The sequence below is a fragment of the Cupriavidus yeoncheonensis genome (assembly GCF_905397275.1).
In the GTDB taxonomy this organism is placed as follows: Bacteria; Pseudomonadota; Gammaproteobacteria; order Burkholderiales; family Burkholderiaceae; genus Cupriavidus; species Cupriavidus yeoncheonensis.
This window is the reverse complement of record NZ_CAJPUY010000002.1, coordinates 411,109-424,191: the sequence shown is the minus strand read 5'-3', so window position 1 is coordinate 424,191 and position 13,083 is coordinate 411,109. Positions and strand designations below refer to the sequence as shown.

The window sequence follows — 13,083 nt, the reverse complement described above, 5'->3', positions numbered from 1 at the left end:
CGCCAAGCGGGCATGTTCGTCTGACGACTGAACAGACAGATCAAGCAGGACTACAGGACAGGAGCCGATATGCCCGTCAATCTTCCGCTGCCGCAGGCAGAGAACCTGAAACCCGTTGCCGGCGTGGAGCTCGGCTGGGCCGAGGCCGGCATCCGCAAGGCCAACCGCAAGGACGTGTTGGTGGTGCGCGTGGCCGAAGGCAGCACCGTTGCCGGCGTGTTCACGCGCAACCGCTTCTGCGCTGCTCCCGTGCAGGTATGCCGCGAGCACCTGGCGTCCGGCAAGGGCATTCGCGCACTGGTGATCAACACCGGCAACGCCAATGCCGGCACCGGCCACCTCGGCCTGGCGAATGCGCGGGCGACCTGCGATGCCCTGGCGGCCAAGCTGCACATCAGCACCGACCAGGTGCTGCCGTTCTCCACCGGCGTGATCCTGGAGCAGCTGCCGGTGGACCGCCTGGTCGCCGTGCTGCCCGCCGCCATCGCCAACGCGAAGCCGGACAACTGGCTGGCCGCCGCCGAAGCCATCATGACCACCGACACGCAGCCCAAGGCGGCGTCGCGCACGGTGCAGATCGACGGCAAGACCGTCACGCTGAGCGGCATCAGCAAGGGCGCGGGCATGATCCGCCCCAACATGGCGACCATGCTCGGCTTCATCGCCACCGACGCGGCCGTGGCCCAGCCGGTGCTGCAGGCGCTGGTCTCGCATGCGGCCGACCACTCGTTCAACAGCATCACGATCGACGGCGACACCTCGACCAACGATTCCTTCGTGCTGATTGCCTCGGGCAAGTCGGGCGCCGCCATCGACCGCGCCGAAGGCCCGGCCTTCGAGGCGCTGCGCGAGGCCGTTACGAGCCTGGCCCAGGAACTCGCGCAGATGATCGTGCGCGACGGCGAGGGCGCGACCAAGCTCATGACCATCCGCGTGGAAGGCGGCAAGGATGTGGCCGAGTGCCGCCAGATCGCCTATGCCGTGGCGCACTCGCCGCTGGTCAAGACCGCGTTCTATGCCTCGGACCCCAACCTGGGCCGTATCCTCGCCGCCGTCGGTTACGCCGGCGTGGACGACCTCGATGTCGACCGCGTCAACCTGTGGCTCGACGACGTCTGGGTGGCCCGCGACGGCGGCCGCAACCCTGATTATCTCGAAGAGGATGGCCAGCGTGTGATGAAGCAGGCCGAGATCACCGTGCGCATCGCCCTGGGCCGCGGCAATGCCGAGGCCACGGTGTGGACCTGCGATCTCTCGCACGACTACGTGTCGATCAACGCCGACTACCGTTCGTAATCATCGCCCCCTGTTCAATCACGCTCCGCTGCCGCCATGTCTGACCTCGCCTCCCGCCTCGACAACTTCCTCGCCCGACTCGAACAGTGGCTGCCGGCGCAGCTGACAGATGCGGACTGGCAGGAGGCCGTAGCGTTCCGCTGGCGCAAGCGGCAGAGCCTGTTCGGCAATATCGGCTACCTGCAGCCGGTGCGCCAGCTGCCGCCGATCCACCTGGATGACCTCAAGAACATCGAGCGCCAGAAGGACGCCATCGTCGCCAATACGCGCCAGTTCGTGAACCAGCTGCCGGCCAACAACGTGCTGCTGACCGGCGCGCGCGGTACCGGCAAGTCGTCGCTGATCAAGGCCTGCCTCAATGCCTTCGTCAAGGACGGCCTGCGGCTGGTGGAAGTGGACAAGAGCGACCTGGGCGACCTTGGCGATATCGTCGAGCAGGTCGCGCAGCGCCCGGAGCGCTTCGTGATCTTCTGCGATGACCTGTCGTTCGAGGACGGCGAATCGGGCTACAAGGCGCTCAAGTCGGCGCTCGACGGCTCGGTGGCCGCGCAGTCGGACAATGTGCTGGTGTATGCCACATCCAACCGCCGCCACCTGCTGCCCGAGTACATGAAGGACAACGAGTCCTACCGCCACACCGAAGATGGCGAGATCCATCCCGGCGAAGTGGTCGAGGAGAAGATCTCGCTGTCCGAGCGCTTCGGCCTGTGGCTGTCCTTCTATCCGCCCAAGCAGGACGAGTACCTGTCCATTGTCGGCCACTGGCTCAAGCATTTTGGCTGCACGGACGAGGACATTGCCGCCGCGCGCGGCGATGCGCTGGTGTGGGCGCTGGAGCGCGGCTCGCGCTCGGGCCGCGTGGCCTGGCAGTTTGCGCGCGACTGGGGCGGCAAGCATGGCAAGCCGTTCATTGCCGATGTGGAGGGCGCATGACCCAGGCGCAAGACACGGTTGCGCCGCGCAAGGTCACCGAGGTGGCCGTCGGCGTGCTGGTGCAGCCCGACGGCCGCTTCCTGCTGGCGCAGCGCCCGGGCGGCAAGCCGTACGAGGGCTACTGGGAATTCCCGGGCGGCAAGCTCGAACCGGGCGAGACCGTGGAAGCCGCGCTGGCGCGCGAACTCCATGAAGAACTGGGCCTGGATATCACCGAATGTGTGCGTTGGCACGTGCTCGAACACGACTACCCGCACGCCTACGTGCGGCTGCATTTCTGCAAGGTCACGGCCTGGCGCGGCGATCCCATCGGGCGCGAAGGCCAGGCCTTTTCGTGGCAGACGGTGCCGGTGACGGTCGAACCGCTGCTGCCGGCCACCATCCCGGTGGTCGAATGGCTCGGCGAAGAATCCCGGCCCGCCTGACCATCCGAGCTTTACCGCGCCCCCGCGGCCGCGGCGCCCGTGATTGCGCCGACACAATAACAGCAAGAAAGGACCCGTATGCAACGTGCAGACCGCGTCGCCGACGATATCTCCCTGCCTGAGCTGACGCTGCGCGGCATCATCCTTGGGGCGCTGATCACGGTAGTGTTCACCGCCTCCAATATCTACCTTGGCCTCAAGGTCGGGCTGACCTTTTCCTCGGCGATTCCGGCCGCCGTCATCTCGATGGCAGTCCTGCGCCTGTTCCCGGGCGCAAATATCCTCGAAAACAATATGGTGCAGACGCAGGCTTCGGCTGCGGGCACCCTGTCGTCGATCATCTTCGTGCTGCCGGGCCTGGTGATGCTCGGCTACTGGCAGGGCTTCCCGTTCTGGCAGACGCTGTCGATCTGCGCGGCCGGCGGCATGCTCGGCGTGCTGTTCAGCATCCCGCTGCGCCACGCGATGGTGGTGCAGAGCGACCTGCCATACCCGGAAGGCGTGGCCGCCGCCGAGATCCTGCGCGTGGGCAGCGCCGGGCAGGACACGGCGCCAGGCACGAAGAAGCAGGGCACCGGGCTCGCCGACCTGATGGCCGGTGGTCTCGTCGCCGGCGTGTTCAGCTTCGCCGCGGGCGGACTGCGCCTGCTCGCCGAAGGCGCCAACCTGTGGCTGGCGGCCGGGGCATCGGTGGTGCGCTTCTCGATGGGCTTCTCGCTGGCGCTGGTCGGCGCAGGCTACCTGGTCGGCATTGTCGGCGGCCTCGCCATGCTGCTCGGGCTGCTGCTGACCTGGGGCATTGCCGTGCCGTGGCTGACGGCCATCACGCCGCGTCCGGAAGGCGCCACGCTGCAGGCCTTCGGCACCATGGTGTGGAGCACGCAGGTGCGCTTCATCGGCGCGGGCACGATCGGCATCGCCGCGATCTGGACGCTGATCACGCTGGCCCGGCCGATGCTGGATGGCATCCGCGCGTCGCTCGGCGCGATCAAAGGGGCGGGTGCAGCTGGCGGTGCGGGCATGCCTCGCACCCAGAAGGACATGCCGGTGCGCTGGATCGGCATCCTGGCCGTCGTGCTGGCAGTGGTCCTCGCGGCAACCTTTGGCTATTTCATGATGCCGGCGCCGATGGAGGCCGGGGCGCGCTGGCGCCTGGTGGGCTGCGCCGTGCTGTTCGCGTTCGTGTTCGGTTTCCTGGTGGCCGCGGCCTGCGGCTACATGGCGGGACTGGTCGGTTCGTCCGCCAGCCCGATTTCGGGCATTGGCATCATCGCGGTGATCCTGGTGTCGCTGCTGATCCTGGTGATCGGCACCGCCGACGGCCTGCTCGATACACCGGAAGGCGGCAAGTTCGCGATTGCGCTGGCCATCTTCACGACCTCGGCCGTGCTGGCCGTGGCCACCATTTCCAATGACAACCTGCAGGACCTGAAGACCGGCTGGCTCGTCGGCGCCACGCCGTGGCGCCAGCAGGTTGCGCTGCTGATCGGCTGCGCGGTGGGTGCGGCGGTGATCCCGCCGGTACTGGACCTGCTCTACAACGCCTACGGGTTCGCCGGTGCGCTGCCGCGCCCGGGCATGGACCCGGGGCAGGCGCTGGCGGCTCCGCAGGCCACGCTGATGACGGCCATTGCCACCGGCATCTTCACGCACAAGCTCAACTGGAACATGATCCTGATCGGCATCGCGCTTGGCGTGGTGCTGATCACGATCGATGAAATCCTGCGCCGCCGCGGCGGTACCGCGCGCCTTCCGGTACTGGCCGTGGGCATCGGCATTTACCTGCCGCCGACGATCAGTTCGGCGCTGGTCGTGGGCGCCGTGCTCGCGTGGTTCCTGGTGCGCTCCGAGCGTCGCCGCGCCATCGCGCGCGGCGACTACGTCAAGCTGGCGCTTGAACATGCCGAACGGCGCGGCACGCTGTTGGCCTCGGGCCTGATCGTCGGGGAAAGCCTGGTCGGGGTGCTGCTGGCGGCCGTGATCGGCCTGTCAGGCAAGGACGCGCCGCTGGCCGTGGTGGGCGAGGGCTTTGCCGGTACGGCCGAATGGCTCGGCCTGGCGGTGTTCGTGCTGGTGTGCGTGGGGTTCTACCGCCGCGTGCTGGCCGCGGCGCACTGAGCTGCCGGGACGACCCGGTCGTCGCGGCTCAGTCGTCTTCGTCTTCCGGCAGGTCCGGCGAAGGGGTTTCGCCGGGTTTGCTGCCGATCACGTACTTCTCGGACGCCCACGCGCCCAGGTCGATCTGCCTGCAGCGCTCGGAGCAGAACGGGCGGAACTTGTTTTCGGGAATCCATTCCACCTTGGTGCCGCAGGTGGGACATTTGACGACGGCAGGCATGGCTTCAGAAATTGCAGAGCTTGAGCAGGAACGGGATGTCGGCGTCGACCGAACGCGGGCGCAGGTCGCCGTCCTGCTGCGTAAAGCGGACCCACAGCATGTACTTGTTGGCGCTCATCTCGGGGATAAAGGCCAGCAGCGAGTCATCGAGGTGCACCTGCATGAGCTGGTAGCTGCGGCCCGATAGCATTTGCTGGTAGCTGCCGCCCGTGGCGATCACCTTGCCGCTCTGGCCCGATTCGCGCAGCAGGCGCAATACCGTTGACGTACCGGCGCGCAGCGCCACCAGCGGTCTGGCCCATTTCAGGATATCGGCGCGGCGTTCCCCGGCCGGACGATGCTGCCAGGCGTAGTAGGCCGGCAGGTCGAACTCGCAGGTACCGCCGGGAATGATCGCGCGGCTGCGGATGCTGGTCAGCCACTCGTTGTCGGCCAGCAGCTGGCCCGCCTTGCCCACGGTCTGGTTGAGCATGGCAATGCCTTGCTCGATCTCGCCGATGACGGCGTCCAGCGCTTGCTGGTCGATCTGGGGATTGACGCGCAACGCGGTCAGCGCCTGGCGCTGGCGTTCCAGTTCCTTGATCAGGTCGGTCTTGAGGTCGGCGCGGCCGGCCACGTCGATGATCTCGAACAGCGTGGTCAGTGCGACATGGTGCTGCAGGGCGTGTTCCTGGCCGAGGAAGTAATCCAGCCGATCGAACAGGTCTTCCAGGCGCAGCAGCATCCTGATGCGTTCGTTGAAAGGATATTCGTACAGGATCAAGTGCTATGTCCGTGCAGCGCTGAGGCGGCGCTCCTGTGGGAGCGTCACGGTGCGGGCGTGGCCCGGGGAACGTCAGGAATGCGTGGAAGCCGCGGCCATCCGCGCATTTCGCGTTATGTTCCAGCGCATTCTATGCGAGACGGGCTGCGAGGACAATGCAATGTGCATGATGCGCCGGACCGGCGCACAGGCCGGTGCCTGCTTGTGCTCCGCATCAGGCGCGCGTGATGTGTACGCTGACTCCGGCGGCGGACAGCGCGCGATAGGTCCGGTCCAGATGGTCTACCTGTGCCGTGAGTGCGTCGACGGGGCCGTCGTTGTCGACCACATCGTCGGCCACGGCCAGCCGCTGCGCCCGCGTGGCCTGTTTGGCCATGATGGCCAGCACCTGCTCGCGGCTGAAGCCATTGCGCGCCATGACGCGCGCGATCTGCGTGTCCTCGGTGCAATCCACCACCAGCACGCGCCCGACGCGCTCGACCCATGCGCCGGATTCGACCAGCAGCGGCACGACGTAGATCAGGTACGGATGCTCGCGGGCATCGGCGATGGCCCTGGCGCGGGCCGTGGTCAGTTCACGAATCAGCGGATGGGTGATGCCTTCGAGCCTCGCCTTGGCGGCAGGGTCGGCAAAGACCACCGCGCGCATGGCGTCGCGGTCCATGGCGCCGTCGGGGCGCAGGCACTGCGGCCCGAAGGCTTCGACCAGCGCGGGAATGGCCTGCCCGCCCGGTGCGGTGATCTCGTGGGCAAGCAGGTCAGTGTCGATGATGGCGGCGCCGCGCGCGGCGAACATGTCGGCCACGCGCGTCTTGCCGCTGCCGATGCCGCCAGTCAGTCCGATCTCCAGCATGTCAGGTTCCGTGGGTGCAATGCCCGAACAATACCAGCTTGGTGCGGCGCAGGCCGCCACTCAAGGCGTCGGCAGCAGCGGCAGCATGCCCGGCCCGAAGAACAGCACCAGCACGCCGGCGCCGGCAATGAAGGGGCCGAACGGGAAAGGCGTGTCGCGGCCCTGGCGGCGCAGCGCGATGCTGGCCACGCCAAAGACCACACCGACCACCGAAGACAGCAGTACCAGCGTCGGCAGCGCCTGCCAGCCGAACCAGGCGCCCAGCGCGGCCATCAGCTTGAAGTCGCCATAGCCCATGCCTTCCTTGCCGCGTACCAGCTTGAACGCCCAGTAGGCGGACCACAGCAGCAGATAGCCGGCCACGGCACCGATCACCGCATCGGCCAGCGGCACGAACAGCCCGCCCAGGTTGAGCAGCAGCCCCAGCCACACCAGCGGCAGCGTGATCTGGTCGGGCAGAAGCTGCGTATCGGCATCGATCATGGTCAGCGCCAGCAGCGACCACAGCAGCACCAGCGCGGCCACGCCCTGCCAGGTTGGTCCGAAGTGCCAGGCGGCCAGCGCGCTCAGCACGCCGCAAGCCAGTTCCACCAGCGGGTAGCGCACGCTGATCGGCGCCTTGCACGACGAGCAGCGCCCGCGCAGGAAGAGATAGCTGATGACGGGAATGTTCTCCCAGGCGGCGATGGCATGTCCGCAGTGCGGGCAGGCCGAGCGCGGCACCATCAGGTTGTAGCGTTCGGGGTAGGGCAGGGGATCGCCGCGCAGTTCGGCGATGTAGTTGGCCTCGTCATACTCCATCATGCGCGGCATCCGGTGGATCACCACGTTGAGGAAGCTGCCCACCAGCAGGCCGAGGATGGCCGCTGCCGCGAGCAGGAACGACGGCGGCAGCGCGGCCAGCGCCGGTTGCACAAGGGCGCCGCCGGCGGGGAATACCGGATTCATCAATTACACCACCTGTCCCAGCTTGAAGATCGGCAGGTACATCGCGACCACCATGCCGCCGATGAGCACGCCCAGCACCACGATGATCAGCGGCTCGATCAGGCTCGAAATGGCGGCCACGGCGTCATCGACCTCGCGTTCGTAGAACTCGGCCACCTTGAGCAGCATATTGTCGAGCGCGCCCGACTCCTCGCCGATCTGGGTCATCTGCAGCACCATGTTGTCGAACACGTGCGTGGCCTGCATGGCGTTGGTCAGGCTGGTACCGATGCGCACCGCCTGTTCGATCTCGCGCGTGGCGTCGTAGTAGACCCAGTTGCCGGCGGCGCCCGCCACGGATTCCATCGATTCGACCAGTGGCGTGCCGGCGGCGAACATGGTGGCGAGCGTACGCGTCCAGCGTGCGATCACGGCCTTGCGGAACAGGCTGCCGAAGATGGGCAGCTTCAGCATGATGCGGTCGGTGCTGCGCTGGACTTTCTCCGACTTCTTCAGGGCCCGTAAATAGAAGGAGATGGCGCCCACCGGTATGCCGATGACGATGTACCAGTACGAGACAAAGAAGTCCGAGATCGCGATTACCACCAGCGTGGGCGCCGGCAGGTTGGCGCCGAAGCTCGAGAACACGCCCTTGAAGGCCGGGATCACGAACAGCATCAGGATCACCGTCACGGCAAAGGCCACGGTCAGCACCGCGATCGGGTAGATCATCGCGGACTTGATCTGGCTCTTCAGCGCGATGGTCTTTTCCATGTAGAGCGACAGGCGCTCCAGCAGGGAGTCGAGGATACCGCCCTGTTCGCCGGCATCGATCAGGTTGCAGTACAGCGTGTCGAAATAGCGCGGGTGGCGGCGGAAGGCCTGCGCCATGCTGCTGCCGGACTCGATGTCGAAGCGGATGTCGGCAAGCAGTTGCGTGAAGTTCGGGTTGGCGTGGCCGCGCGCGATGATGTCGATCGACTGCAGCAGCGGAATGCCCGCCTTGAGCATGGTCGAGAGCTGGCGGGTGAAGTACGCGATGTCCTTCTCGGTAATCTTCTTGCCGCGCGCCGCCTTGCGCTTTTTCATCTTGACCACGGTGAGGCCCTGCTTGCGCAGTGCCGCCGTGACCTCGGCCTGGTTCTCGGCGCGCTGTTCCCCGGTGAACGTCTTGCCCTTGCGGTCCTTGCCTTCCCACTCAAAGATGTACTGGGTAGCTGCCTTGCGTCCTGCTTTCGCGCGTGACGGCACTGCCGCCCGTGCGCCCGCTGCTGGTGCGCGCGTTGCCATGTTTGACCCCCGACATTTTACGTCTGTTGTTTTACGTATTCGTTGTGGCCAGCACTTCTTCGAGTGACGTGACCCCCTGCTTGACCTTCAGCAAGCCGGCTTCCCGCAAAGATAGCACGCCATCGCGGCGGGCCTGTTCGGCAATCTGCAGCGCCGTGCCATGTGACAGGATGATCTGCTGCATGGCCTCGGTGATCGGCATGACCTGGTAGATGCCGCAGCGTCCCTTGTAGCCGCTGCCATTGCAGCGCTCGCAACCGACCGGTTGGTAAGGCTGCCAGCTGCCGTCGATCTGGTGTTCCTTGAAGCCCGCTTCGAGCAGCGCCTCGTGCGGGATCGATCCCGCGCGCTTGCATGTGCACAGCCGCCGCGCCAGCCGCTGCGCCGTGATCAGCAGCACGCTGGAGGCGATATTGAACGCCGCTACGCCCATGTTCATCAGGCGCGTCAGCGTGGTCGGCGCATCGTTGGTGTGCAGCGTGGACAGCACCAGGTGGCCGGTCTGCGCGGCCTTGATCGAGATGTCGGCGGTTTCCAGGTCGCGGATTTCGCCGACCATGATGATGTCCGGATCCTGGCGCAGGAACGAGCGCAGCGCCGCGGCGAAGGTCAGGCCGGCCTTGTCGTTGACGTTGACCTGGTTGATGCCGGGCAGCTGGATTTCGGCCGGGTCTTCGGCCGTCGAGATATTGATGTCGCCCTGGTTCAGCAGGTTCAGGAAGGTGTAGAGCGAGACGGTCTTGCCGCTGCCGGTGGGGCCGGTGACCAGGATCATGCCGTATGGGCGCTTGATGGTTTCCATCAGCAGCGCCTTCTGCTCGGGCTCGTAGCCGAGCTGGTCGATGTCCAGCTTGTCGCTCGACGATTCCAGGATACGCATCACGATCTTCTCGCCGAACAGCGTAGGCAGCGTCGACACGCGGAAGTCCACCGCCTTCTCGACGATTTCCTTGGAATCCTTGCCCTGCGGCAGCGGGATCAGCAGCTTCATGCGGCCATCCTGCGGCACGCGCTTTTCGGAGATGTCCAGGCGCGACAGCACCTTGATGCGGGTGGCGACCTTGTCGCGGATATCGAGCGGCGGGCGTGCCACCTCTTGCAGCACCCCGTCCACGCGGAAGCGGATGCGGTAGAAGGTCTCGAACGGCTCGAAGTGAAGGTCCGATGCGCCGCGGTGGAAGGCCTCGGTCAGCAGCTTCTGCAGGAAACGCACGACCGGCGCATCGTCGATGTCGCTGGTGGCGGTGCGGTTGCGCTGCGCAGTCGCGGAGGCCACCGGGTCGTACTCGATCAGCTTGCGCGCGGTGGGCGTGCCCGGGGCGATGTCCCTGAGCGTGCCCGCCGCTTCCCCGGCGGAGCGCACGTGCTTCATCAGCTTGTCGTGCTCCACCACCACGGTGTCGATCGGCACGTTGTACTTCTGCTTGATGGCGTCGAGCCCGTCCTGGTTGGACGGGTCGGAGATCCCCACTACCAGGCGGTTCTCGCGCCGGCCAAGCGGCAGCAGCCGATGGGCGTGGAATTCGCGGTTGCCCGCCAGCGCGGGCGGAACCTTGTTCAGGTTGTACTGCGTCAGGTCGAGCAGCGGCAGCTGGTACTTGTCGGCGGCAAACAGCGCGACATCGTGCGCGGTCATGGTGCCGCTGCCAACGATCTCGTCGATCAGCTGCGTCTTCTTGTCGCGTGCCGACTGTTCGAGCTGGGCGAGCAGCGCAGGCGCGATACGACGGCTCTGTGCAAGGGCGAGACCAAGTGTCATGGCAGGAACCAGGTGGTGCAGGCACCCGCGGGCGCCCGTCGGGGCCATGGGCCCCCGGATCGGCGCAGTTTGCCGCCGGGGTCACTTTTTGTAAAGGCGACAACTGGCCATGTCGGCATTTGTGCGACACGGGCGCAACCCTACTGGCGCGGGGAGTGTGGAGGACAGGGAGAGGGGAAGGGATTGGCGCCACCATGGAGGCGGCGCAAGAAACAAAAAAGCCGCACATTGCTGTGCGGCTTCTTGCTGGCCGAAAACTGCGTGGCCATGAATTCTGGTCGGGGTGAGAGGATTCGAACCTCCGGCCTCTACGTCCCGAACGTAGCGCTCTACCAGGCTAAGCTACACCCCGAATTTTGTCTTCGTTGCCCACCGTTGCCGGTCAGCAGCAAAGAACGTAAGTCTAGCAGCGTTTCTACCGAATGGGAAGAGGGCTGCGGCTGTTTCAGGATTGCCGCTGCAGCGAGAACGCGCACAGCGCAATCAGCGTGTCCTTCAGCTCCGACGGCGGAAATTGCTGGGCGGCTTTTTCGGCGGCCTCGGCCTCGCGGCGCGCGGCTTCGAAGGTGACCTCGAGCGCGCCGCTTGCATGGATGGCCGCGAACACCGCGTCGAAATGCTCGGTGCCGCCCTGCACGATCGCTTCGCGCGCCAGCGCGCGCTGCTCCGGCGTGCCGTGCTCCAGCAGGTGCAGCAGCGGCAGCGTGGGCTTGCCCTCGCGCAGGTCATCGCCGGCGTTCTTGCCCATCTGCTCGGCGCTGGCGGTGTAGTCCAGCATATCGTCGATGAGCTGGAACGCGGTGCCGATGCGGCGGCCGTACTCGGCGGCCGCTTCTTCCGTGGCGGCATCGGCGCCGGCGAGCACGGCGCCAAGCTGGGCCGAAGCCTCGAACAGCTTGGCCGTCTTGTAGCGGATCACCTGCAGGTAGCGCTCGATGGTGACGTCGGGATCGTGCATGTTCAGTAACTGCAGCACTTCACCCTCGGCGATCACGTTGGTCGCGTTCGAGAGGATTTCCATGATGCGCATGCTGCCTGCATCGACCATCATCTGGAACGCGCGCGAATAGAGGAAGTCGCCCACCAGCACGCTGGCGGCGTTGCCGAACACCGCGTTGGCGGTCTCGCGGCCCCGGCGCAGCTCGGATTCATCGACCACGTCGTCATGCAGCAGCGTGGCGGTGTGGATGAACTCCACGACGGCGGCCAGTTCATGGTGGCGGTGGCCGTCGTAGCCGAAGGCGCGTGCCGCAAGCAGCAGGATCACCGGGCGCAGGCGCTTGCCGCCGGCGCTGATGATGTATTCACCGATTTGCTCGATCAGGGGAACTTCGGAAGACAGCCGTTGACGGATGACCGCATCGACCGCGCGCATGTCTGCAGCGACCGGGGCAAGCAAGGCAGTGGCGGAAGGCTGGGTCAAGATGATCACCGTTACGCAAAACCGGACGATTATATGCGATGCCAACGTGGTTCATGCCAATGCCTGTCCCCGTTTGGGGGATGCGCGGCTGCCGCGGACTATAATTCCGGCATGAACAAGCCCACGTCCCGCCGCAGTGCCCGCCGCATGGCCTGGTGGGTGGCGTTTGCCGCACTGGCGGGCTTCCTGCTGGCCGATCTGACCTGATTCGTGCTTGCGCCGAAGTGCGCAAGGCGCCGCCGGACAGGCTATGTGCCTGTTTTCTTTGCGTTTTTCTCCAGCCTGGTTTATAGTTCTCGGTTTCCTCCGGTTGTTTTGCCCGCTTTGCGGGTGTTGGCCGGCGGGAGATAACCGGGCCGCACAAGCGTGCGCAGGCTGCCTAGCAGCGTTCGCGCAAGCATTCAGTGCCGGCATTCGGCGTTTTATTCACATCCGAGAGGTTCGACAATGTACGCGGTCGTAAAAACCGGCGGCAAGCAATACAAAGTTGCTGCTGGCGAAAAACTTAAAGTAGAACAGATACCGGCAGACATTGGCGCAGAAATCACGCTCGACCAGGTGCTCGCAGTGGGCGCCGGCGACCAAATCAAGTTTGGTACGCCGCTGGTGAGCGGGGCTTCCGTCAAAGCTACCGTTATCTCCCAAGGTCGTCACGACAAGGTGAAGATCTTCAAGATGCGCCGTCGCAAGCACTACCAGAAGCGTCAAGGCCATCGTCAGAACTACACCGAGCTGCGCATCGAAGCGATCAACGCCTGATCATTCGAACGTAACCCGGTAAAGCGACAGGAGTAAGACATGGCACAGAAAAAAGGCGGCGGTTCCACGCGGAACGGCCGTGATTCAGAATCGAAGCGTCTGGGCGTGAAGGTGTTTGGTGGCCAGGCCATCAACGCCGGCGGCATCATCATCCGCCAGCGCGGCACCCGCGTGCACGCCGGTGACAACGTGGGCGTGGGCAAGGACCACACCCTGTTTGCACTGGTCGACGGCCACGTGCAATTCGCTGTCAAGGGCCCTGCCAAGAAGCAGCAAGTCAGCGTCGTTCCGGCGGCCTGATAACAGCCTTTGCAGCA

13 protein-coding genes and 1 tRNA gene are annotated in these 13,083 nt (G+C 65.7%); 6 read left to right on the top strand and 8 right to left on the bottom strand.

All coding sequences use genetic code 11. From position 1 onward, the window contains the following. The first annotated feature begins 69 nt into the window (after window positions 1-69). The 4 genes from argJ to KHO22_RS04225 all read left to right on the top strand — a co-directional run bounded on the left by argJ (window position 70) and on the right by KHO22_RS04225 (window position 4,772). The gene (argJ, locus tag KHO22_RS04240) at window positions 70-1,296 is read left to right on the top strand and encodes a bifunctional glutamate N-acetyltransferase/amino-acid acetyltransferase ArgJ (RefSeq protein ID WP_211945843.1); all 1,227 of its coding nucleotides are present in this window, start codon (window positions 70-72) and stop codon (window positions 1,294-1,296) included. 36 nt (window positions 1,297-1,332) lie between these two features. After that, window positions 1,333-2,229: an ATP-binding protein gene (locus tag KHO22_RS04235; protein WP_211945842.1), complete on the top strand. Its 897-nt coding sequence runs from the start codon at window positions 1,333-1,335 to the stop codon at window positions 2,227-2,229. Next, window positions 2,226-2,654, top strand: coding sequence for an NUDIX domain-containing protein (locus KHO22_RS04230; RefSeq protein ID WP_211945841.1), 429 nt, complete (start codon window positions 2,226-2,228; stop codon window positions 2,652-2,654). Before KHO22_RS04235 ends, KHO22_RS04230 begins: the two co-directional genes overlap by 4 nt. Window positions 2,655-2,732: 78 nt before the next feature. After that, the gene (locus tag KHO22_RS04225) at window positions 2,733-4,772 is read left to right on the top strand and encodes an OPT family oligopeptide transporter (protein ID WP_211945840.1); all 2,040 of its coding nucleotides are present in this window, start codon (window positions 2,733-2,735) and stop codon (window positions 4,770-4,772) included. A 28-nt stretch (window positions 4,773-4,800) separates the two neighbouring features. Here KHO22_RS04225 and KHO22_RS04220 read toward each other — a convergent pair whose 3' ends face one another. From KHO22_RS04220 to ispB, 8 genes are all read right to left on the bottom strand, one after another. Then, window positions 4,801-4,992: a DNA gyrase inhibitor YacG gene (locus KHO22_RS04220; protein ID WP_211945839.1), complete on the bottom strand. Its 192-nt coding sequence runs from the start codon at window positions 4,990-4,992 to the stop codon at window positions 4,801-4,803. Between the two features lie 4 nt (window positions 4,993-4,996). Then, window positions 4,997-5,755: a cell division protein ZapD gene (zapD, locus tag KHO22_RS04215; RefSeq protein ID WP_211945838.1), complete on the bottom strand. Its 759-nt coding sequence runs from the start codon at window positions 5,753-5,755 to the stop codon at window positions 4,997-4,999. Between the two features lie 214 nt (window positions 5,756-5,969). Then, window positions 5,970-6,608, bottom strand: coding sequence for a dephospho-CoA kinase (coaE, locus tag KHO22_RS04210; protein ID WP_211945837.1), 639 nt, complete (start codon window positions 6,606-6,608; stop codon window positions 5,970-5,972). 60 nt (window positions 6,609-6,668) lie between these two features. Beyond that, a complete protein-coding gene (locus tag KHO22_RS04205) occupies window positions 6,669-7,556 on the bottom strand; it encodes a prepilin peptidase (protein WP_211945836.1) in 888 nt (295 codons plus the stop codon). 3 nt (window positions 7,557-7,559) lie between these two features. After that, on the bottom strand, window positions 7,560-8,825 hold the full coding sequence (locus KHO22_RS04200; RefSeq protein WP_211945835.1) for a type II secretion system F family protein: 1,266 nt from the start codon (window positions 8,823-8,825) through the stop codon (window positions 7,560-7,562). Between the two features lie 31 nt (window positions 8,826-8,856). Then, entirely contained in the window at window positions 8,857-10,584 is a 1,728-nt protein-coding gene (gene pilB, locus KHO22_RS04195; protein ID WP_211945834.1) for a type IV-A pilus assembly ATPase PilB, read from the bottom strand. A 275-nt stretch (window positions 10,585-10,859) separates the two neighbouring features. Then, a tRNA-Pro gene (locus tag KHO22_RS04190) sits at window positions 10,860-10,936 on the bottom strand. Window positions 10,937-11,029: 93 nt separating this feature from the next. Continuing rightward, complete coding sequence (ispB, locus tag KHO22_RS04185) at window positions 11,030-11,959, bottom strand: octaprenyl diphosphate synthase (RefSeq protein ID WP_211945900.1); 930 nt, start codon at window positions 11,957-11,959, stop codon at window positions 11,030-11,032. Between the two features lie 495 nt (window positions 11,960-12,454). Between ispB and rplU the strand changes: the two genes are divergently transcribed. Beyond that, complete coding sequence (rplU, locus tag KHO22_RS04180) at window positions 12,455-12,766, top strand: 50S ribosomal protein L21 (protein WP_011299103.1); 312 nt, start codon at window positions 12,455-12,457, stop codon at window positions 12,764-12,766. Between the two features lie 39 nt (window positions 12,767-12,805). Next, window positions 12,806-13,066 carry a 50S ribosomal protein L27 gene (rpmA, locus tag KHO22_RS04175; protein ID WP_010814747.1) on the top strand — a complete coding sequence of 87 codons (261 nt, stop codon included), beginning with the start codon at window positions 12,806-12,808 and terminating at the stop codon, window positions 13,064-13,066. Window positions 13,067-13,083: the final 17 nt, after the last annotated feature.